Raw genomic sequence first — 21694 nt, forward strand, 5'->3', positions numbered from 1 at the left:
TACACTCACGTTTTCCCGAAGGGGTAACTATGGCCATAGGAAGAAGCGTGACGCGCGTCGATGCCATCGACAAGGTCACCGGCCGAGCCCAGTTCACGGCCGATCTCGTACCCAACCCCCACCTCGTAGCCAAGGTGGTGCGCTCCACCATCGCCTCGGGACGGGTGGTGTCCATCGACACCTCCAAGGCCGAGAGGCTTCCGGGCGTGGTGGGCGTCTGGACCTGTTTCGACACCGACCTGCCCAGCTACCAGATCTACACCGCCGGCCACCCGTGGGTGGTCGACCCGGCCCACCGCGGCGACATCGAGGACCGCAAGATCCTCGACGCCAGGGTGCGCCAGTACGGCGACAACATCGCCGCCGTCGTCGCGGAGGACTCCGTGACCGCCGACAGGGCCGTGAGGCTCATCGAGGTGGAGTATGAGGAGTACCCCATCATCTTCGACTACGAAGACGCTGTGAACCCGCCGGCCGGTGCCCCGCCCGTCCACGAGGAGTGCCCCGGCAACGTCCATGCCGAGTGGGACACTCGCACCGACCTCGAGGGCACCGGCTACGGCTCCATCGAGGAGATCCACGCCGACCCCCGGTGGCACCACGGCTCCTACACCATGGCCACGCCGCGCCAGCAGCAGGCCCACATCGAGACGTGCCTGTCCTACTGCTACATGGAGGGCAAGCGCATCGTCTGCGTCACCTCCACCCAGATCCCGCACATCATCCGCCACTCCATCGGCCTCGCCCTCGAGATTCCCTGGGGCGACGTCCGCGTGATCAAGCCGTGCGTGGGCGGCGGCTTCGGCAACAAGCAGGACGTGCTATACGAGCCCCTCAACGCCTGGCTCTGCAAGAAGGTGGGCGGCCGCTGCGTCCTGCTCGAGCTCACCCGCGAGGAGGTCTTCTCCTGCACGCGCTCCCGCCAGCCCAAGCGCTTCGTGGCCGAGGCCAGCTGGGACGACGACATGAACCTCGTGGCCCGCTCCTGCGAGGGCTACTCCAACTCCGGCGGCTACGCCAGCCACGGCCAGGCCATCGTCGCCAACGGCCAGGGGTCGTTCCGCTACATGTACTCGGGTCAGGAGAAGGCCTGCTACACCAAGGCCCTCACCTACTACTCCAACCAGTCCACCGCCGGCGCCATGCGCGCCTACGGCGTGCCCGAGAGTACCTGGGCGGCCGAGTGCATGATGAGCGACATCGCCTACGACATGGGCTGGGACGGCGCCGAGTTCCGTCTCAACAACGCCATCAAGCTCGGTTACTCCGACCCGTTCTGGCCGGCGCCCCTGGTCTGCGTCTCAAACGGGCTGCCCGAGTGCGTCGAGCGGGGCAAGGAACTCATCGGTTGGGACGAGAAGAGGCGCCTCTACGCCGACGAGACCGGCCCCGTGCGCCACGGCGTGGGCATGGCGCTCCTGTGCTACAAGTGCTCCGTCGCCGGCCTCGAGCTCGAGACCGCCAGCGCCCGCATGCTGCTGGCCGAGGACGGCTCGGTCATGCTCGAGCTCGGCGCCACCGAGATCGGCCAGGGCTGCGACACCGTCATGTGCCAGATGTGCGCCGACGCGGTGGGCGTGCCCTTTGAGGCGGTGCACATCCTGTCCACCCAGGACACCGACGTGAGCCCCTACGGCGCCGGCGCCTACGCCAGCCGTCAGACCTACGTCACCGGCATCGCCATCAAGAAGGTGGCCGCCCAGCTCCGGGAGAAGATCCTCGCCTACGCCGCGGGCCTCATCCCAGACGGCCAGAACCTCGACCTCGTGGACGGCCAGATCGTGGGCGGCCCCGACAGGGACCACCTCGAGCCCCTCATGGGCCTCGGCGAGCTCTCCTGCATCGCGTACTACTCCCGCACCGACTCCCAGCAGATCAGCGCCGAGGGAACGGCCCAGACCGACCTCAACTCCTTCTGCCTCGGCGCCTGCTTCGTGGAGGTGGAGGTGGACGTCCCCCTGTGCAAGGTGGAGGTCAAGAACGTCGTCCAGGTCCACGACTCCGGACGCATCATCAACCCGGCCACGGCCTCCGGCCAGGTCCACGGCGGCATCGCCCAGTCCGTGGGGTTCGGCCTGTTCGAGGAGCTCATCGAGGACCCCGCCACCGGCCGGACCCTGAACGACAACTTCCTCGACTACAAGATCCCCACCATGCTCGACCTGCCCGACCTCACGGCCGAGTTCGTGGAGACCTGGGACCCCACGGGCCCCTTCGGCAACAAGTCCCTGGGGGAGCCGCCGGCCATCCCCGCCGCCCCGGCCATCCGCGACGCCATCCTCGACGCCACGGGCGTGAAGCTCTACGAGGCCCCCATGACGCCCCAGCGCCTCTTCGAGGGGTTCAAGGAGGCCGGCCTGGTCTGACGTTCTTCCAAATAGTGTGCCCATAGCACAAGCGTGGGCCGTACCCTTCGGTTTCCCCTTATTTTCCGTTCGCAGAACCAAACTGAACGTTTGGGGAACGGGCGTGTAAGGTGGAATGAAAATAAGGGGATGCACTTCAACGGGTTCTCTTATTTTCCCTGTACCGCGGGCGCGGCCCACGCCCGGCATCGGATCGTCGTCATCCCGAGAAAGGCGGTCGTATGGAAGAACTGCTGCGGATGGAGGGGATCAGCAAGCGCTTCGGGACGTTCTACGCCAACCACGGCGTGAACCTCGATATCAGGCGCGGCGAGGTCCACACGCTCCTCGGAGAGAACGGGGCGGGCAAGTCCACCCTCATGAACATCCTCATCGGGCTCTACCAGCCCACGGAGGGCAGGATCTTCATGGGGGGCAAGGAGGTCCACATCACCTCTCCGGCAGTCGCCGTCGAGCACGGCATCGGCATGGTGCACCAGCACTTCATGCTCATCGAGGCCATGACGGGCTTCGAGAACATCATCCTCGGCTCCAAGGTCAACCCGTCGCCCCTCATCGAGGAGGCCAAGGACAAGAAGGCCATCATGGAGCTGGCCGAGCGCTACGGCCTCGAGGTGGACCTCGACCTTCCCGTGAGCGAGATGTCCATCGGCATGCAGCAGCGCGTCGAGATCCTCAAGGTGCTCTACCGCGGTGCGGAGCTGCTCATCCTCGACGAGCCCACCGCCGTCCTCACCGACCAGGAGGTCGAGGGCCTCTTCGAGATCATGCGGTCGCTCACGGCCGAGGGTAAGTCGGTCATCTTCATCTCCCACAAGATGCGCGAGGTCACCCGCATCTCCGACCGGGTCACGGTGCTGCGCGCCGGCGAGTCGGTGGAGACCCTCGAGATGGCCGACACCACGGGTCAGGAGCTCTCCGACCTCATGATCGGCCACCACTACGTGGAGAGCACCTACGAGAAGGTCGCGGGCGAGCGCCCGGTCCTCGAGATCAAGGGGGTCTCCTACCACCCCGAGGAGAAGCACGGCGGCCTGAGGGACGTCGACCTCACGGTGCACAGCGGCGAGATCGTGGGCATCGCCGGCATCGACGGCAACGGCCAGTCCCAGGTCGCGGCCCTCGTGGCCGGGCTCATCGCGCCGGAGTCGGGGGAGGTGTGGCGCAACGGCGAGAAGGTGGCCGTGTTCTCCCCGGAGGACTTCATCGACCAGGGCCTCGGCAACATCCCCGAGGACCGCAACAAGATGGGTCTCGTGGGCGACATGACCGTGGCCCAGAACCTCATCCTCAAGGAGACCGACTCCGACCGGTTCTCCCTCGGCCACGGTCTCTGGCTCAAGTCCGGCGCCATCCAGGAGTTCGCCGAGACCAAGCGCGCCGAGAACGACATCCGCTGCACCTCGGTCAACCAGACCGCGAGGAGCCTCTCCGGCGGCAACCAGCAGAAGGTGATCCTGGCCAGGGAGCTCGACGGCGACCCCGAGGTGCTCGTGGCGGTGTACCCCACCCGCGGCCTCGACATCGGCGCCACCAACTTCATCCACGACTCCATCGTGGCCCAGCGCGACAAGGGCTGCGCGGTGCTCCTCATCTCCGCCGACTTCGACGAGGTCCTCAAGCTCTCCGACCGCATCGCGGTGCTGTTCGAGGGCGAGATCATGGGCGAGTACCCAGGAGACAACCCGCCCATCGACCAGATCAGCCTCGCGATGGCAGGAAAGTAGGTGAGAGGCAGTGAGTAGATTCAGATTCACCAAGTTCGGCAAGCGCTACCGCGACAAGGCCCTCGGCATCGTCATCCCCGTCGTGGCCATCCTCCTGGCCTTCGTGGTGGGCGCGATCGTCATCCTGTGCCTCGGCAAGAACCCCGTGGAGGGCTACGCCCTGCTCTTCTCCGGCGCCCTTGGCAACCCCGGGCGCGTGGCCCAGTCGCTCATGAGCGCGTGCCCGCTCATCTTCACGTCGCTCGCCGTGGCGTTCGCTTACAAGTGCGGCGTCTTCAACCTCGGCGGCGAGGGCCAGTTCATCATGGGCGCCACGGTGACCATGATGGTGCTGCAGGTCACGGGCGCCCAGGGTGTGCCCGGCGTCCTGCTCGGCATCCTCGTGGGCATCGTCGCCGGCGGCGTCTGGGGCCTCCTGCCCGGCGTCATGAAGATCACCCGCGGCCTCAACGAACTCATCACCACGATCATGCTCAACTACGTGGCCACGTTGTTCATGAACTACATCTACTCGGGTCCGTTCCACGACCCCGACTCCGGCAACCTCCAGACGCCCGCCGTGGCCGACAGCGTGAACCTCATCCGCGTCGACCGCATGCACTTCGGCGTCATCATCGCCATCCTCATGGCGGTCGTGGTCTGGTACGTCATCTACAAGACGAGCTTCGGTTTCAAGATCCGCGCCGTGGGCATCAACCCCACCGCCGCGCGGGTCGCGGGCTTCCCCGTCAAGCGCCTCGTGCTCCTCTCGTTCGTGATCTCGGGCGCCATCGCCGGCTTCGGCGGCTCCGTCGACCTCCTCGGGCGCCAGTACCGCCTCATGACGGGCTTCGGCTCGGGCTTCGGGTTCTCGGGCGTGGCCATCGCGCTCATCGCCCAGCTCAACCCGATCGGCTCCATGGTGGTAGCCCTGTTCTTCGGCATGCTCACCACCGGCGCCTCCTCCATGCAGGTGGGCATCATGGTCCCGTCCGCCATCCTCGACATCATCCGCGCCCTCATCATCATCTTCGCGGTGTCCGGCATGGCCCTCATGAAGCTCCCCACCTTCAAGAACCTGCTCAACCGTCGCCCCATGGATCAGGAGGGCCTCGTGCCCCCGGCCGCCGGTGACCAGAAAGTGGAGGTGAGCGAGTAATGGAAGCCTTCCTCAGCTCCATGCCCGACGTGCTGGCCACGACCATCCGCATGACGGTACCGCTGCTCTTCGTGGCCCTGGGCGAGCTCTTCTCGGAGCGCGCCGGCCTCGTGAACATCGGCCTCGACGGCCTCATGACCATCGGCGCCTTCACCGGCTTCGTGGTGGGCTACCAGACCGGCAACCTCTGGCTCGGTGTCCTGTGCGGCGCGGTGGCCGGCATAGCCGTGAACATGGTCTACGCCTTCTGCACCGTCTCGCTGCGCGTGGACCAGACGGTGACCGGCATGGCCATCAACATCCTCGCGCCCGGCATAGCCACCTTCGCCTACAAGGTCATCTTCGGCGACGGGTCCACCCTCGTCCAGGGCACCACCATGGACAAGCTGGCCGTCCCCGGCCTCTCGGCCATCCCGTTCGTGGGCGACATCCTGTTCAACCAGACGATCCTCGCCTATCTGGCCTACATCGCCGTGCCCCTCTGCTGGTTCTACTTCGCCCGCACCCGTGGCGGCCTCAACTTCCGCTCCGTGGGCGAGAACCCCCAGGCGGCCGAGACCCTGGGCATCGACGCCATCAGGACCAAGTACCTCGCCTCGGTGGTCTGCGGCGCCCTCGCCGGCATCGGCGGCGCCTTCCTCACCCTCTGCTACACGAGCACCTATGCCACCGGCGTGGTGGCAGGCCGCGGCTTCATCGCCCTCGCGGCCGTGATCTTCGGCCGCTGGAGCTCGGTGGGCATCCTCGGCGCCACGCTGCTCTTCGGCTTCTTCGACGCCGTGCAGATCGCCCTGCAGGTGTCCGCCCCTGTGGTCCCGTACCAGTTCTTCGCCATGATCCCCTATGTGTTCACCATCGTCGCCCTGTTCTTCTTCAACGCCCAGAAGGGCGGGCCAAAGGCCAACGGAAAGCCCTACTTCCGAGAGGAACGCTGACCCAGGTCCCAAGGGGCCCTGGTCCCAGGGCCCAGGAGAGCGCCTCGCACAAGAGGGGCGCGCAGAGAAAGGTGTGTCTATGAAGAACGTCAAGAAGTGGCTCGGGCTGTTCATGTGCGGCCTGCTCGCCGTGGTCTGCGTGGCCGGCCTCAGCGCCTGCGGCGGTTCCGGCGACTCGGGTTCCGGCGACTCGGGCACCGAGGGCGGCGGCTCCGGCAAGAAGGTCGCCATGATCCTCGACGGCCCCGTGAATGACGGCGGCTGGGGCGCCTCCTGCTACGACGCCATGGTCCAGGCTGCCAAGGACCACGGTTGGGAGACCGCCTATACCGAGAACGTCGCCCAAGCCGACTGGACCACCACCATGCAGGACTACGTCGACCAGGGCTACGACCTGGTCATCGCCCCGGGCAACCAGTACACCGCCTCCGTGGAGGACTGCGCCAAGTCCAACCCCGACGCCAAGTTCTGCATCTTCAACGACGAGGTGAGCGACTACGACAACATCGAGTGCACCATGCCCGACACCGTGCAGATCGGCCAGATCGCCGGCATCATGGCGGGCCTGACCTCCAAGACCAACAACATCGGCTTCATCGGCGCCATGGAGCTCGACACCACCCTCAACAAGATCAAGGGCTACACCGAGGCCGCCCAGAAGATCAACCCCGACATCAAGGTGACCACCGCCTACTCCAACAGCTTCTCCGACGCCGCCAAGGGCAAGGAGCTGGCCACCACCATGATCAACTCCAACAACGTCGACGTCATGTTCGGTGACGCCTCCATCGTCGACACCGGCGCCCGCGAGGCCCTCAAGGAGGCCGGTGCCGGCCACTTCGACATCGGCCAGCCCGGCGACATCACCGACACCGACCCCGAGCTCATCCTGGTCTCCGTGGTCACCGACAACGTGAAGATGACCAACGAGGTGATGGACGACGTGGAGAGCGGCTCCTTCGGCAAGAAGACCATCAAGGGCGACCTGTCCAACGGCGGCGTCTACGCCGGCGCCGTGTCCGACAAGATCGTCGACGCCGACACCAAGGCCAAGTTCGAGGAGTACGTGGCCCAGCTCAAGGACGGCAAGTTCTAACGCAAAACCTCCAACCGTCCCCGAACAACCCCTTGGTCAGGTCCGAGAAGGCCCCGGAGCGAGCGCGTCTGCCCGGGGCCTTCCCCTATGGAGCCGACGAGGAGAGGGAGGAGCGAAAATACCCGCTCACGGCCCCTGAACAACCGTCCACCGGTAAACGGCGTCGATTGGGGGGACTCTGGGGGATGAGCCTTGCAACCCCCCATGAACAGACTATAGTTGAGGTGTCCAAACAAAAAGTTTGGCTCCCAAATTGAACGTGTGGTCAATGTCGCAGGGAAGGGAACGTCCATGCAGCTGCCAGAGATGAAATGGGTCCTCAACAAGTGCCCCAAGAGCGAGGACTCCAACCTTCCCGTCATGTCCCTGGAGAACGTGGCCGCAGCCCGTGCCTTTCACCAGGGCTTCCCGCAGTACTCGGTGACCCCCCTCGCCGACCTCGATGCCATGGCCGGGCGCCTCGGCCTCGGCGGCCTCTACGTCAAGGACGAGAGCTACCGCTTCGGCCTCAACGCCTTCAAGGTCCTCGGCGGCTCCTTCGCCATGGCCCGCTACATCGCGCAGCAGACCGGCCGCGACATCGCCGACACCACCTTCGACTACCTCACCGGAGACGACCTGCAGAAGGACTTCGGTCAGGCCACCTTCTTCACCGCCACCGACGGCAACCACGGCCGCGGCGTGGCCTGGGCCGCCAACCGTCTCGGCCAGAAGGCCGTCGTGCACATGCCCAAGGGCTCCACGCAGACCCGCCTCGAGAACATCGCCAAGGAGGGTGCCGAGGTCACCATCGAGGAGCTCAACTACGACGACTGCGTGCGCCTGGCCGCCAAGGAGGCCGACGAGACCGAGCACGGCGTCATCGTCCAGGACACCGCCTGGGACGGCTACGAGGAGATTCCCTCCTGGATCATGCAGGGCTACGGCACCATGAGCTCCGAGGCCGCCGAGCAGCTCCGCGCCCTCGAGGTCAACCGTCCCACCCACGTGTTCGTCCAGGCCGGCGTGGGCTCGCTCGCCAGCTCCGTCGTGGGCTACTTCGCCAACCTGTTCCCCGGCTGCCCGCCCACGTTCGTGGTCATGGAGGCCGGCGCCGCCGACTGCCTGTACCAGAGCGCCAAGGCCGCCGACGGCGAGCCGCGCATCGTGGGCGGGGACCTTGAGACCATCATGGCCGGCCTTGCCTGCGGCGAGCCCAACACCATCGGCTGGGACATCCTGCGCAACCACGTCACCGCCTTCGTCAGCTGCCCCGACTGGGTGAGCGCCAAGGGCATGCGCATGCTCGCCGCGCCCCTGGCCGGCGACCCGGCCGTCACGTCCGGCGAGTCCGGCGCCGTGGGCATGGGCGTGGTCTCCACCATCATGGAGGACCCCGACTACGCCGACCTCAAGGAGGCCCTGGGCCTCGACGGCAGCTCCCGCGTGCTGCTCTTCTCCACCGAGGGCGACACCGACCCCGTCCGCTACCGCGAGGTGGTCTGGGGCGGCGCCTACCCGACCGAGGACATCGAGCGGTAGACATCCATCGCCAGAGTGTGGCCGGGCCGGCTGCGGGCCGGGTCCAGCCACCCCCCTTCGACCCTCCCAGACGCGAGGAGGCCCGCACAGGCACCGGTCCCATAGCGAGGAGGAACTGCAGTGAACAAAGAGCTCGACTACCAGAAGATCAAGGACGCGGCCGAGGCGTACCGCCCCCAGATGACCGCCTTCCTGCGTGCCATGATCTCCAAGCCCAGCGAGAGCTGCGAGGAGGGCGAGGTCGTCGCTGTCATCAAGGCCGAGATGGAGAAGCTCGGCTTCGACGAGGTCAAGGTCGACGGACTCGGCAACGTCATGGGCTTCATGGGCGACGGCGACAAGATCATCGCCCTCGACGGCCACATCGACACCGTGGGCATCGGCAATATCGACAACTGGAACGCCGACCCCTACGAGGGCTATGAGACCGACGACGTCATCTACGGCCGCGGCGGCTCCGACCAGGAGGGCGGCGTCTGCTCCGCCACCTACGCCGCCAAGATCATGAAGGATCTCGGCCTCATCCCCGAGGGCTACAAGATCATGGTCGTCGGCACCGTCCAGGAAGAGGACTGCGACGGCATGTGCTGGCAGTACATCTACAACAAGGACGGCATCAAGCCCGAGTTCGTCATCTCCACCGAGCCCACCGACGGCGGCATCTACCGCGGCCACCGCGGCCGTATGGAGATCCGCGTGGACGTCAAGGGCGTCTCCTGCCACGGCTCCGCCCCCGAGCGCGGCGACAACGCCATCTACAAGATGGCCGACATCATCGCCGACGTCCGCGACCTCAACAACAACGGTTGCGACGAGTCCACCGAGATCCGCGGCCTCGTGAAGATGCTCGACCCCAAGTACAACCCCGAGCACTTCGAGGACGCCCGCTTCCTGGGCCGCGGCACCTGCACCGTCTCCCAGATCTTCTACACCTCGCCCTCGCGCTGCGCCGTGGCCGACTCCTGCTCCATCTCCATCGACCGCCGTATGACCGCCGGCGAGACCTGGGAGAGCTGCCTCCAGGAGATCCGCGACCTCCCCGCGGTGAAGAAGTACGGCGACGACGTCCAGGTCTCCATGTACAACTACGACCGTCCCAGCTGGACGGGCGAGGTCTACGAGACCGAGGCCTACTTCCCCACGTGGATCAACAAGGAGTCCGCGCCCCACGTGGCCGCCATGGTGGAGGCCCACAAGGCCCTCTTCGGCGACGAGCGCCAGGGACCCGACTGCGCCATGGACCTGCGTCACCGCCCCCTCGTGGACAAGTGGACCTTCTCCACTAACTGCGTGGCCATCCAGGGCCGCTACGGCATCCCCTGCGTGGGCTACGGCCCCGGCGCCGAGTCCCAGGCCCACGCCCCCAACGAGGTCACCTACAAGGACGACCTCGTGGCCGCCGCCGCCCTCTACGTGGCCTCCGTCAACCTCTACGACGGCGACGCCGTCTGCGAGTCCGCCACCGAGTTCCGCGCCGACAACCTCGGCACCGACAACGACGGCGAGTAAACCCGGTTCCCTGCGGCGGGGCCCTGCGGCCCCGCCGCCCCATCGACCACGAAGAAAGGCACCCATGGACGCTCAGCTTCAGAAGCTCATCGACAAGCTCGACACCCTCGACTTCTCGGACATGTACGAGAACGACTTCCTGCTCACCTGGGACAAGTCCAAGGACGACCTCGAGGCCGTCATCGCCGTCGCCAACGCCCTGCGCAACCTCCGCGAGCGCAACATCAGCCCGCGCATCTTCGACTCGGGCCTCGGCATCTCCATCTTCCGTGACAACTCCACCCGCACCCGCTTCTCCTTCGCGAGCGCCTGCAACATGCTCGGCCTGACCGTCCAGGACCTCGACGAGAAGAAGTCCCAGATCGCCCACGGCGAGACCGTGCGCGAGACGGCCACCATGGTCTCCTTCATGGCCGACGTCATCGGCGTCCGCGACGACATGTACATCGGCGAGGGCCACAAGTACCAGAAGGAGGTCATCGCCTCGGTCGACGAGTCCTACAAGGACGGCATCCTCAACCAGAAGCCGACGCTCGTCTCCCTCCAGTGCGACATCGACCACCCCACGCAGTCCATGGCCGACCTCCTCTACATCGCCGACCAGTTCGGCGGCGTCGAGAACCTCAAGGGCAAGAAGATCGCCATGTCCTGGGCCTACTCGCCCAGCTACGCCAAGCCCCTCTCCGTGCCCCAGGCCATCATCGGCCTCATGACCCGCTTCGGCATGGACGTCGTCCTGGCCCACCCCGAGGGCTACGACGTCATGCCCGAGGTCGAGGACGTGGCCCGCAAGAACGCCCAGGAGTCCGGCGGCACCTTCACCAAGACCAACGACATGGCCGAGGCTTTCAAGGGCGCCGACATCGTGATCCCCAAGAGCTGGGCTCCGTTCGTGGGCATGGAGGAGCGCACCAAGCTCTACGCCGCCGGCGACTTCGACGGCATCGATGCCCTCGAGCAGAAGCTCCTCGAGCAGAACAAGCAGCACATGGACTGGGTGACCACCCCCGAGCTCATGGCCACCACCAACAACGCCATCTACATGCACCCGCTGCCCGCCGACATCGAGGGTGTCTCCTGCGAGCACGGCGAGGTCACCAACGACGTCTTCGAGGCGCACCGCGTGGGCATGTACAAGGAGGCCAGCTACAAGCCGTACGCCATCGCGGCCATGATCTTCCTGGCCAAGTGCAAGGACCCGCAGGCCACCCTGCGCGCCCTCGACGCCGCCGACAAGCCCCGTCTCTTCCAGGAGAAGTAAGCTGGACCCACACGCCCGTGGGGCCTGAGGGTACATAGCTTCCACCGGGCCGGGCGCGACCGATCGTGCCCGGCCCGGTCTGTATGGGTCGGATCTTCCGGGGGAGGGAGAGGGATGAGGCCTTCGGTACATGCGTCGCTGGTGGACGGGGACGGTGCCCGGTTCTTCGGGCCGGGGCCCTGCCGGCTCCTGGAGGGCGTCGACCGCCTCGGGAGCCTCTCCGCCGTGGCGCGCGAGATGGGCATGAGCTACTCCAAGGCCAACCGCGTGGTCAAGAACGCCGAGCAGGCCTGTGGCTTCCCGCTGCTGGCCCGCCGCATCGGCGGCGCCGACGGCGGCTCGTCGGAGCTTACGCCCCGGGGCGCCGACCTCCTCGCGCGCTACCGCGCCTTCGAGGCCGCCTGCTCCGATGCCGCGGACGCCGCGTTCGCCTCGTGCTTCGAGGGGCTCTTCGGCATGCCCCGGTGCGCCTGTGTGGTGCTCGCCAACGGCCGCTCGGAGCGGTTCGGCTCCCAGAAGCTCCTCGCCGACCTCGACGGCCGGCCGGTGCTTGCGCACACGCTCGCAGCGCTGCCCGAGGGGCTCCTCGACACCGTGGTCGCGGCGGCCTCTGGGCCCGTCGCGGACCTCGCCGAGGGCCTGGGCCTCACCTGTGTGGCCCCCAACGGCCCCGACATCTCCGACTCCGTGAGGGCCGGCCTCTCCGCCGTGGGCGACGCGGCCGGCTGCCTCTTCGTCTGCGGCGACCAGCCCCGGCTCGCGCCCGGGGACGTCTTCGCCCTCGTTGCCTGCCACCAGGCCAACCCCGGCGCTGTCGTCCGGCTCGCGTCCCGCGGCGAGCCCGGCAACCCCGTGCTCTGGCCGCGCGACCTGTTCGGTGCCCTGGCCGGCGTCGAGGGGGACCGCGGGGGCGCCGCGCTCATCGCCTCCAGGCCCGACGTCGCCGCGCGCGTGGTGACCGTGGAGGCCCTGGGGCCGGAGTCCGTCGCCGACGTCGACACGCCCGAGGAGCTCCGGCGCCTCGGCTCCTGCCAGTGAAGGAGGACAAGCACACCATGAAACTCATCGCCGACGGCATCCTCGTCACCCCCGCCGGGCCCGTGCGGGGCGACCTCGTCCTGGACGGCGGCTCCATCGCCGACGTCGTCCCCGGCGGCGTGGCCTCGCGCGACGGCTTCGACGAGGTCTACGACGCGTCGGGCTGCTACGTCTATCCCGGTTTCATCGACGCCCACACCCACATGCAGTGCTGGACCGGCATGGACTGGACCGCCGACTCCTTCGAGACCGGCACCCGTGCGGCGGCCTGCGGCGGCACCACCACCATCGTGGACTACGCCACCCAGGACCGCGGCACCACCATGCCCGACGCCCTGGCTGAGTGGCACCGCCGCGCCGACGGCACGTGCACGGCCAACTACGGCTTCCACATGGCCATCGCCGAGTGGAACAACGAGACCAAGGCCGACATCCCGGCCATGTTCGACGCCGGCGTGACCTCGTTCAAGACGTACTTCGCCTACGACCACCTGCGCCTCCCCGACGACCAGATGCTCGACGTCCTGGAGACGATAAGGCCCGGGGGCGGCATCCTCTGCGTCCACTGCGAGAACGGCGACCTCGTGGACAGCCTCCAGCGGCGCGTCTTCGACGCCGGCGTCACCGGCCCCGAGGGCCATCCCATGAGCCGACCGGCCATCTGCGAGGCCGAGGCGATCTCGCGCCTCATGTACCTCGCCGAGCTCTCCGGCGCCCGCGTCAACGTGGTGCACCTCTCCACGGCCCTGGGCCTCGAGGCCGTCGAGGCCGCCAAGGCCCGCGGCGTGGACGTGTGCGTGGAGTCGTGCCCGCAGTACCTCATCCTCGACGACACGTGTTTCCTCGAGCCCGACTTCCAGGGCGCCAAGTACGTCATGAGCCCGCCGCCCCGCAAGCCCCACGACCGCTCCGTGCTGCAGGACGCCCTGGTGGACGGCTCCATCGACACCCTGGCCACCGATCACTGCTCCTTCAACCTCTTCGGCCAGAAGGACCGCGGCGTCGGCGACTTCCGCAAGATCCCCAACGGCGGTCCCGGTGTGGAGCACCGGCCCGCCCTCATCCAAACCCTCTTTGCCGACGAGCTGGGTCCCGAGGACTTCTGCCGGCTCATGAGCGAGAACCCCGCCCGCGTGTTCGGCATGTATCCCGAGAAGGGCCGGCTGGCCGCCGGCTCGGACGCCGACGTCTGCGTGTGGGACCCCTCCGTGGCCTGGACCATCTCGGTCAAGAACCAGCACCAGGCCGTGGACTACACCCCCTACGAGGGCTTCGAGGCCCGGGGCATGCCCCGGTACGTGTTCGTCAACGGCGAGCTCGCTGCCGAGAACGGCGAGCCCACCGGCGCCAAGCCCGGCCGCTACGTGCCGCGCCACGCCGGCTGCGAGCCGCGTCGCGTCGACGACGGCCCCGAGGTCCCGTAAGGTCCCCGCGGCCGATGAGGCCGCTTTCCGTCCCGGTCATCCGCCCCGCCAGCCGGCGGGGGAGACAACGATAGGAGAACCCATGAACAACCGCGCCGTCACCACCGTCAACGCCCCCGCCGCCATCGGCCCCTACAGCCAGGCCGTGGCCGCCGAGGGTCTCTCGATCAACGTCTCGGGCCAGCTGCCCATCGACCCGGCCACCGGCGAGTTCGCCGGCGACGACATCGCCAGCCAGACCCGTCAGAGCCTCACCAACGTCAAGAACATCCTCGCCGAGGCCGGCGCCTCCATGGCCGACGTCGTGGAGACCACCGTGCTGCTCACCGACATCGCCGAGTTCGGCGCCATGAACGAGGTCTATGCCGAGTTCTTCTCCGAGCCCTTCCCGGCCCGCGCCGCCTTTCAGGTGGTGGCCCTGCCCAAGGGCGCCAAGGTCGAGATCAAGGCCGTGGCCCGCGTCTAGCGTGACAGCGGTGCCTGGCCCATCTGTCACTTCGCATATTTCATAATCTATGAAATCCCGGAGGCCCCGGGGAGCGGCGTGCAGCCGGCTCCCCGGGGCCTCCGCCCGATCGCTCCGGCCGGGATTCGGCCTTCTGGGACAGAAGTGCCCGGCCATTGGGACAGAAGTGTCCGGGTGGTGGGACGCCTGGCGGGTAGCCTAGAGCTCCCGCACGTGGTCGGCCCGCACGGACCCCGCTCCCACGCGGCCGGAGAAGCCGGCCTCCCGCAGGGCCGCCGCGAACCGCTCGGCCACAGCCATGGCGGCGCCGTCGCCCGGATCAACCTGGTTCACGAGGACGGTGCCCGCAAGCCCCTCGGCGACCACGGCGCGGGCCACAAGCTCCGGCGTGGCCTCGTCGAGCGGGGAGCCGCCCACCAGGCCGCAGAAGGTGTTGGGGCGGTGCACGGCCTCGGCCACCGCGCGGCCGAACCCGGAGGCGCCCATCATGAGCACCGTCGGCCGCGCCCCCTCCGGCACCACGGGCTCCCGGGGGGCGTGGGCCTTGAGCGGCAGCCGCTTGGAGCCGTCGGCCTCCACGAGCACGTAATCGGCCGCCGACGCCAGCGCGGCGACGCCGCAGGAGGGCTCCGCGAGCTTGTCGCGCTCAGCCGGCGCGCCCACGCACACCGCCCGGTGGCGCTGGAGGGCCCGGGCCACCTCGTCGGGCGAGGCGTCGCCCAGGCACGGCATGCCGTCGAAGGGCAGCACGCGCGTGGTCGTGGCGAGCACCGCCGTGCCGGGGAGCGTCCGGGCGAGATGGGCGAGGAGCGACGACTTGCCGCCGCTCCCCACCACCGGCGTGACGCCCGGTGCCGTTCGAAGGAAGTCAAGAATATTCATCTGGTTGCCCCACATGGAGTCTGGTAGGTTCCCGACAGGGGGGGGCGTCCACACCACCCCCTTGCGATATGTTCTCATTGAGACAACGAAACCTCCAGCCGTTAGGAGAGCGACATGCAGATCGACGCCCGCGGCATCACCTGCCCCAAGCCCGTCATCATGACCCTTCAGGCCCTCAAGGAGCTTCCCGCCGGGGAGGCCCTCGAGGTGCTCGTGGACGACGAGACCGCTCTGGGCAACCTCACCCGCCTCGCTTCCGAGAAGGGGTGCGCCCTCACGGTGACCGAGGCCGACGACCACACCGTCATGACACTCGTGCCCGAGGGCGCCGTCGAGGTCGCCTCCGCCGAGGAGGAGACCGCCGCCATCTGCGACCTGCCGGCCACGGTGCCCTCGGTCTTCGCCTTCGGGTCCTCCTCCATGGGCCAAGGCGACCCCGAGCTCGGCCACATTCTCGTGAAGGGCCTCATCTACGCCCTCTCCCAGCAGGACCAGGTGCCCTCCTGCTGCCTGTTCTTCAACGACGGCGCCCGGCTCACCTGCGAGGGGAGCGACACCGTGGAGGACATCCGCACCCTCGAGGAGCGCGGCTGCAGGATCCTCACCTGCGGTACCTGCCTCGACTTCCACCACCTTCGCGAGAAGCTCGCCGTGGGCGGCGTGACCAACCTCTACGAGATCGCCCAGATCCTGTCCGCCCAGCCGGGCGTGGTTACCGTTTAAGGCACTCCCGTCAAGGTCCTTTCGTTTACCGGAAGATTCGCGGTGCCCTGTTTTCCAGCGGCCTGAAGTGGCAAAGGCCCTAGGGGACAGGGCACAGGCCCTGTCATCGTTATCTGCTCTTGAGAACAACGGGGAAGGGAAGTCCCATGCTCGTCTGTGTGCGTGGTGCCGGCGACCTCGCCTCCGGCATCGCCGTGCGCCTTCACCGGGCCGGCTGGCAGGTGGCCATGCTCGATATCGCGGAGCCCACGTCGGTGAGGCGCACGGTGTGCTTCTCCGAGGCGGTGCGGCTGGGCGAGACCCTCGTGGAGGACGTGCGCGGCGTGGCCGTGGCAGGCCCCGACGAGGTGGCGGCCGCGGTGGCCGCCGGCAACGTGGCCGTGATGGTGGATCCCGACGGCCGCTCCATCCCCGCGCTCGCCCCCGACGCCGTCGTGGACGCCATCCTCGCCAAGCGCAACCTCGGCACCGACCTCTCCATGGCCCCCATCGTCGTGGGCGTGGGCCCCGGATTCACGGCCCCCGACGACGTCGATGCTGCGGTGGAGACCCAGCGCGGCCACGACCTCGGCCGCGTCTACTATCGCGGCACCCCGGCCCCCAACACCGGCATCCCCGGGAACATCGGCGGCTACACCGTGGAGCGGGTGCTCCGCGCCCCGGCCGACGGCGTCTTCAGCGGCGTGGCGTCCATCGGCGACGTGGTGGCCGCCGGCGACGTGGTGGCCACGGTGGATGGCGTGCCCATGGAGGCCACCATCGACGGCGTGCTCCGCGGCCTGCTCCAGGACGGCCTGACCGTCTTCCGCGGCATGAAGGCCGGCGACATCGACCCGCGCTGCGAGGTGTCCAACTGCTTCTCGGTCTCCGACAAGGCCCGGTCCGTCGCCGGCGGCGTCCTGGAGGCCCTGGACCACTTCCGCGCCCGCCCCCGCCGACCCAAGGGAGGGGAGTGACCGTGGCTGACCTCACCGACACCCTGCGCGACCCCCGCTTCGTGGGGGCCGTCGCCCGCTCCTTCGTCCAGGGCCGCCCCACGGTGGTGGCCGTGGTGCTGTCGTGCCGCGGCTCCATGCCCCGGGAGGCGTCTGCGGCCATGGCCTACGTGGGCGACGGCTTCATCGGCACCGTGGGCGGCGGCAAGGTAGAGGCCATGGTGCAGGAGCGCTGCCTCGCGGCGGCCGACGGCACCGGCCCCGCCGACGACCTCACCTGGTACACCCACGCTATGACCGCCATGGCCTGCGGCGGCGACGCCCTCGTGGGCATCCACCGGCTGGTGCCGGCCGACGCCGTGTTCCTCGACCGCCTGCTCGACGCCCTCGACGCGGGCGCGGGCCACTGGCTCGAGGCCGCGTGGCCCGAGGAGGGCCCGGCCGCGCTCGCGGTGCGCGACGGGGCGCCGGACGTCCCGGGCCCGGTGTCCCCGGGGGCCAACGACACCCTCTGGTACCCTGAGGCCCGCACCTACGTGGAGCGCCCCGTTGCTGACCCCGTGGTCTACGTCTTCGGCGCCGGCCACGTCTCTGCCGCCCTCGTGCCCGCGCTCTCGGCCGTGGGCTTCACCTGCGAGGTGGCCGACGACCGCCCGGCCCTCGCCGTCCCCGACCGGTTTCCCGAGGCCCGCGCCGTGCGCTGCGGCGACTTCGTGGAGGTGGCCCGGGGCCTCCCCATCGGCCCGCGCGACTACGTGGTGGTCATGACCCACGGCCATGTGGCCGACCTCGACGTGCTCAAGGCCGCCATGGGCCGCCACCCCACCTACGTGGGGTGCATCGGCAGCCGCTCCAAGCGCCGCCTGTTCGACGAGGAGCTCCTCTCCGCCGGCATCCCGGCGCCCGAGGTGGCCGCCCTGCACCTGCCCATCGGCGACGACATCGGCGCGGTCACTCCCGCCGAGATCGCCGTGTCGGTGTGCGCCGAGATGGTGCGCCACCGCGCCGGCGGCCCCCACCACCGCCCGTAGCCAGGTTCCCAACCTGTGCCGCAGGGGCCGTGGTTCCCATAGAAAGGACCCATCCATGAAGCCAGTCACCCGTCGCGCCTTCTGCGCCTCCGCCGCCGTCGCAGCCGGCACCATCGCCGGCTGCGGGCGGTCCCAGGACGAGGCCGACGACGCCGCGTCCGACGCCGGTCAGGGCACGGCCGACGACGCTGAGAAGGAACTCGTGGTCTTCGCCGCCGCCTCCCTCACCGAGTCGCTCGCCAGGATCGGCGAGCTCTTCGCCGAGGAGAACCCCTCGCAGCCCAGCTTCAACTTCGACTCCTCGGGCACCCTCAAGACCCAGATCCAGGAGGGCGCCTCCTGCGACGTGTTCATCTCGGCCGCCCAGAAGCAGATGAACCAGCTCGAGGCCGGCAACGAGGCCAACACCGAGAACCTCGACCTCGTGGAGCCCGGCACCCGCCTCGACCTCCTCGAGAACAAGGTCGTGCTCGTGGTGTCCGACGGCAACCCCGCCGCCATCGACTCCTTCGAGGCCATGGCCCGGAAGCTCGCCTCCGGCGACGTCGTGCTCGCCATGGGCAACGAGGACGTTCCCGTGGGCCAGTACACCCAGAAGATCCTCGCCTACCTCGAGCTCGACGAGAGGCGGCTCGCCGACGCCGGCCGCATCACCTACGGCTCCAACGTCAAGGAGGTCACCACGCAGGTGAGCGAGGCCGCCGTGGGCTGCGGCATCGTCTACGCCACCGACGCCTACTCCGCCGGCCTCGACTCCGTGGCCGAGGCCACCGAGGAGATGTGCGGCAAGGTGGTCTACCCCGCCGCCGCCATCAAGGGCGCCGCGCACCCGGACGACGCCGAGAGGTTCCTCGAGTTCTGCCGCGGCCCCAAGGCCTCCGCGGAGTTCGAGGCCGTGGGCTTCACCCCGCTCGCGGGGTAGGGAGGACGCGCCATGGACCTCTTCCCCCTCCTCAACTCGCTGAGGATCGCCGCCATCGCCACGGTGGCGGTCTTCTTCCTGGGCATCGGGCTCGCGGACCTCGTGGCCCGCGCCCCGCGGTGGCTCAAGGGGGTCCTGGACGTGGTGCTCACCCTGCCGCTCGTCCTGCCGCCCACGGTGGTGGGCTACCTGCTCCTGCTCGTCCTGGGGCCCAGGCGGCCCCTGGGCGGGTGGCTCCTCTCCACCTTCGACCTCAGGCTGGTCATGACGTGGTACTCGGCGGTCTTCGCCACCATGGTGGTGAGCTTCCCGCTCATGTACCGCACGGCCCGCGGCGCCTTCGAGGGATTCGACGAGCGGCTGGCCCAGGCCGGGCGCACGCTGGGCAAGTCCGACGCGTGGGTGTTCTGGCGCGTGAAGCTGCCCGCCTGCGCCCCCGGCATCGTGGCCGGGGCCGTGCTCGCCTTCGCCCGCGCGCTGGGCGAGTACGGCGCCACCTCCATGGTGGCCGGCTACATCCCCAACCAGACGGCCACCATCTCCACCACGGTCTACCAGCTGTGGCGCACCGGCGACGACGCCGGTGCCCTCAGCTGGGTGCTCGTCAACCTGGCCATCTCGGCCGTGGTGCTCATGGCCATGAACATGTTCGAGCGGCGCGCCCGCGCCCGGAAGGCGGCGTGACATGGCCCTCGACGTGTCGGTGAGGAAGGACCTCGGGTCGTTCAGGCTCGACGTGGAGTTCTCCCTGGAGGGCGACGGCGTGCTCGCGCTGCTCGGCCCCTCGGGCTGCGGCAAGTCGCTCACGCTCGGCTGCATCGCCGGCACCGTGCACCCCGACGACGGCCGCATCGTGCTCGACGGCCGCACGCTCTTCGACTCCGAGGCCGGCGTCGACCTCCCGCCCCAGGATCGCCGCGTGGGCTACCTCTTCCAGAACTACGCGCTCTTCCCCACGATGACGGTGCTCCAGAACGTCATGTGCGCCGTGCCGGTGCCCGGCCTCAGGGGCGCCGCCGCCCGCCGCCGGCGCCGCGAGGCGGCCGAGGCGCAGCTCGCGGCCATGGAGCTCTCGGGCCTCGAGGACCGCAGGCCCTCCCAGCTCTCCGGCGGCCAGCAGCAGCGCGTGGCCCTCGCCCGCATGCTTGCGAGCGAGCCTGCCCTCGTGCTGCTCGACGAGCCGTTCTCGGCCCTGGACGGCCACCTGCGCTGGACCCTCGAGATGGCGTTGGCCGACACCCTCCGGGGCTTTCCCGGCGGCACCGTCTACGTGAGCCACGACCGCGACGAGGTCTACCGCCTCTGCGACCAGGTGTGCGCCGTCGACCGCGGCGTGTCGGACCCGGCGGTGCCCACCAAGCGCTTCTTCGAGGAGCCCGGCACCCGGGCGGCGGCCGTCATCTCCGGTTGCAAGAACATCTCGGCCGCCCGCGCCACGGGGTCCCACGAGGTGGCCTGCGACGACTGGGGCGTCACGCTCGCGTGCGCGGGGGAGGCCGGGCCGGCCACCGACTACGTGGGGCTGCGCGCCCACTACTTCTCCGTGGAGGGGAGCGAGAATCCCATCCCATGCACCGTGGACCGCGTGATCGACAGCACGTTCTCCACCATCGTGATGCTCTCCACCCGGGGGCCCGGGAAGATTCGCTACGAGCTGGACAAGGACGCCTGGGCGGCCCTGGGCGACCCGGACCGGCTCACGCTGCACATCGCCCCCGAGCACGTCATGCCGCTCGCGGACCGCCGTGTCCGCTTCCAGGGAGGTGCCCATGCTTGACGAGACCGGTCGCTCCATCACCTACCTGCGTCTCTCGGTGACCGACCGATGCAACTGCCGCTGCCGCTACTGCATGCCGGCCGCCGGTGTGGAGAAGGTCTGCCATTCCGACGTCATGGGCCTCGAGGAGATGGCCGTCGTGGTCGCCGCCTGCGCGAGGCTCGGCGTCACGAAGGTGCGCATCACCGGCGGCGAGCCGCTGGCCCGCCTGGGCGTGGAGCGCCTCGTGGCCATGGTGCGCTCGGTGCCGGGCATCGAGGAGGTGGCCATGACCACCAACGCCACGCTGCTCGCGCCCAAGGCCCGCGCCCTGGCCGATGCCGGCCTCGACCGTGTGAACGTGAGCCTCGACTCCCTGGACCCGGACCGCTACCGCGCCATCACCCGCACGGGGAGCCTCGACGACGCCCTCGCCGGCCTGGCCGCGGCGCGGGAGGCGGGCCTCGGCCCCGTCAAGGTCAACGCCGTGCTCATGGGCGGCGTCAACGAGGCCGACATCCGCCCCCTGGCGGGCCTCGCCAGGGACGGTGCCGTCGCCTCGGTGCGCTTCATCGAGCTCATGCCCATCGGCGAGGCGGCGTCGTGGCCGAGGGCCTCGTTCGTCCCCGCGGAGCGCGTGCTCGAGGAGCTCCCAGATCTCGCCCCCGTGGGTGCGGACGGCGTGAGCGAGACCTTCTCGGCCCCGGGCTGGCGCGGCACCGTGGGCCTCATCAGGCCCATGAGCCACCGGTTCTGCTCCGGGTGCAACCGCATCCGGGTCACGGCCGACGGCATGCTCAAGGCCTGCCTGCACTCCGGGCGCGAGGTGCCGCTCCGGGGCCTGGCCCCCGACGCCCTCGTGCGCGTCATCGCCGACGAGATCCACCGCAAGCCCGAGCGCCACGCCATGGACGCCGACCACGCCAGCCAGAGCGCCCGGGCCATGAACGCCATTGGAGGTTGA

General features: G+C 69.0%; 19 protein-coding genes. 18 read left to right on the top strand and 1 reads right to left on the bottom strand.

Annotated elements, in window-relative coordinates; all coding sequences use genetic code 11:
- Window positions 1–47 precede the first annotated feature (47 nt).
- From xdhA to OR600_RS02940, 11 genes are all read left to right on the top strand, one after another.
- Entirely contained in the window at window positions 48–2366 is a 2319-nt protein-coding gene (xdhA, locus tag OR600_RS02890) for a xanthine dehydrogenase subunit XdhA (protein ID WP_265590615.1), read from the top strand.
- Between the two features lie 221 nt (window positions 2367–2587).
- A complete protein-coding gene (locus OR600_RS02895) occupies window positions 2588–4093 on the top strand; it encodes an ABC transporter ATP-binding protein (protein WP_265590616.1) in 1506 nt (501 codons plus the stop codon).
- Window positions 4094–4103: 10 nt separating this feature from the next.
- Complete coding sequence (locus tag OR600_RS02900) at window positions 4104–5231, top strand: ABC transporter permease (protein ID WP_204407107.1); 1128 nt, start codon at window positions 4104–4106, stop codon at window positions 5229–5231.
- Window positions 5231–6166: an ABC transporter permease gene (locus tag OR600_RS02905; RefSeq protein ID WP_135978661.1), complete on the top strand. Its 936-nt coding sequence runs from the start codon at window positions 5231–5233 to the stop codon at window positions 6164–6166. Before OR600_RS02900 ends, OR600_RS02905 begins: the two co-directional genes overlap by 1 nt.
- Before the next feature lie 79 nt (window positions 6167–6245).
- Window positions 6246–7262: a BMP family protein gene (locus OR600_RS02910; protein WP_135978660.1), complete on the top strand. Its 1017-nt coding sequence runs from the start codon at window positions 6246–6248 to the stop codon at window positions 7260–7262.
- A gap of 291 nt (window positions 7263–7553) precedes the next feature.
- Complete coding sequence (dpaL, locus tag OR600_RS02915; RefSeq protein ID WP_204407432.1) at window positions 7554–8783, top strand: diaminopropionate ammonia-lyase; 1230 nt, start codon at window positions 7554–7556, stop codon at window positions 8781–8783.
- Window positions 8784–8903: 120 nt separating this feature from the next.
- Window positions 8904–10292, top strand: a complete 1389-nt coding sequence (locus OR600_RS02920; RefSeq protein ID WP_204407431.1) for a YgeY family selenium metabolism-linked hydrolase — start codon at window positions 8904–8906, stop codon at window positions 10290–10292.
- Between the two features lie 64 nt (window positions 10293–10356).
- Complete coding sequence (ygeW, locus tag OR600_RS02925; RefSeq protein ID WP_135978659.1) at window positions 10357–11553, top strand: knotted carbamoyltransferase YgeW; 1197 nt, start codon at window positions 10357–10359, stop codon at window positions 11551–11553.
- Between the two features lie 114 nt (window positions 11554–11667).
- On the top strand, window positions 11668–12591 hold the full coding sequence (locus tag OR600_RS02930) for an NTP transferase domain-containing protein (protein WP_204408206.1): 924 nt from the start codon (window positions 11668–11670) through the stop codon (window positions 12589–12591).
- Window positions 12592–12608: 17 nt separating this feature from the next.
- Window positions 12609–14015 carry a dihydropyrimidinase gene (hydA, locus tag OR600_RS02935; protein WP_265590617.1) on the top strand — a complete coding sequence of 469 codons (1407 nt, stop codon included), beginning with the start codon at window positions 12609–12611 and terminating at the stop codon, window positions 14013–14015.
- An 82-nt stretch (window positions 14016–14097) separates the two neighbouring features.
- Window positions 14098–14481 carry a Rid family detoxifying hydrolase gene (locus OR600_RS02940; RefSeq protein ID WP_135978656.1) on the top strand — a complete coding sequence of 128 codons (384 nt, stop codon included), beginning with the start codon at window positions 14098–14100 and terminating at the stop codon, window positions 14479–14481.
- Between the two features lie 198 nt (window positions 14482–14679).
- Here OR600_RS02940 and yqeC read toward each other — a convergent pair whose 3' ends face one another.
- Window positions 14680–15363 carry a selenium cofactor biosynthesis protein YqeC gene (gene yqeC, locus OR600_RS02945; RefSeq protein ID WP_265590619.1) on the bottom strand — a complete coding sequence of 228 codons (684 nt, stop codon included), beginning with the start codon at window positions 15361–15363 and terminating at the stop codon, window positions 14680–14682.
- Window positions 15364–15477: 114 nt separating this feature from the next.
- Here yqeC and yedF point away from each other — a divergent pair, with 114 nt between their 5' ends.
- From yedF to moaA, 7 genes are all read left to right on the top strand, one after another.
- Window positions 15478–16086: a sulfurtransferase-like selenium metabolism protein YedF gene (gene yedF / locus OR600_RS02950; RefSeq protein ID WP_265590620.1), complete on the top strand. Its 609-nt coding sequence runs from the start codon at window positions 15478–15480 to the stop codon at window positions 16084–16086.
- A gap of 146 nt (window positions 16087–16232) precedes the next feature.
- Window positions 16233–17042 carry a selenium-dependent molybdenum cofactor biosynthesis protein YqeB gene (yqeB, locus tag OR600_RS02955; protein WP_204406968.1) on the top strand — a complete coding sequence of 270 codons (810 nt, stop codon included), beginning with the start codon at window positions 16233–16235 and terminating at the stop codon, window positions 17040–17042.
- A gap of 2 nt (window positions 17043–17044) precedes the next feature.
- Window positions 17045–18052 carry an XdhC family protein gene (locus OR600_RS02960; protein WP_204406967.1) on the top strand — a complete coding sequence of 336 codons (1008 nt, stop codon included), beginning with the start codon at window positions 17045–17047 and terminating at the stop codon, window positions 18050–18052.
- Window positions 18053–18107: 55 nt separating this feature from the next.
- Window positions 18108–18974, top strand: coding sequence for a molybdate ABC transporter substrate-binding protein (gene modA / locus OR600_RS02965; protein ID WP_265590621.1), 867 nt, complete (start codon window positions 18108–18110; stop codon window positions 18972–18974).
- A gap of 12 nt (window positions 18975–18986) precedes the next feature.
- Window positions 18987–19658 carry a molybdate ABC transporter permease subunit gene (gene modB / locus OR600_RS02970; protein ID WP_204406965.1) on the top strand — a complete coding sequence of 224 codons (672 nt, stop codon included), beginning with the start codon at window positions 18987–18989 and terminating at the stop codon, window positions 19656–19658.
- 1 nt (window position 19659) lies between these two features.
- Complete coding sequence (locus OR600_RS02975) at window positions 19660–20751, top strand: sulfate/molybdate ABC transporter ATP-binding protein (protein ID WP_204406964.1); 1092 nt, start codon at window positions 19660–19662, stop codon at window positions 20749–20751.
- Entirely contained in the window at window positions 20744–21694 is a 951-nt protein-coding gene (gene moaA, locus OR600_RS02980) for a GTP 3',8-cyclase MoaA (RefSeq protein WP_204406963.1), read from the top strand. The genes OR600_RS02975 and moaA overlap by 8 nt, the downstream gene beginning before the upstream one ends.

Origin of the sequence: Granulimonas faecalis (genome assembly GCF_022834715.1) — a bacterium.
GTDB lineage: Bacteria > Actinomycetota > Coriobacteriia > Coriobacteriales > Atopobiaceae > Granulimonas > Granulimonas faecalis.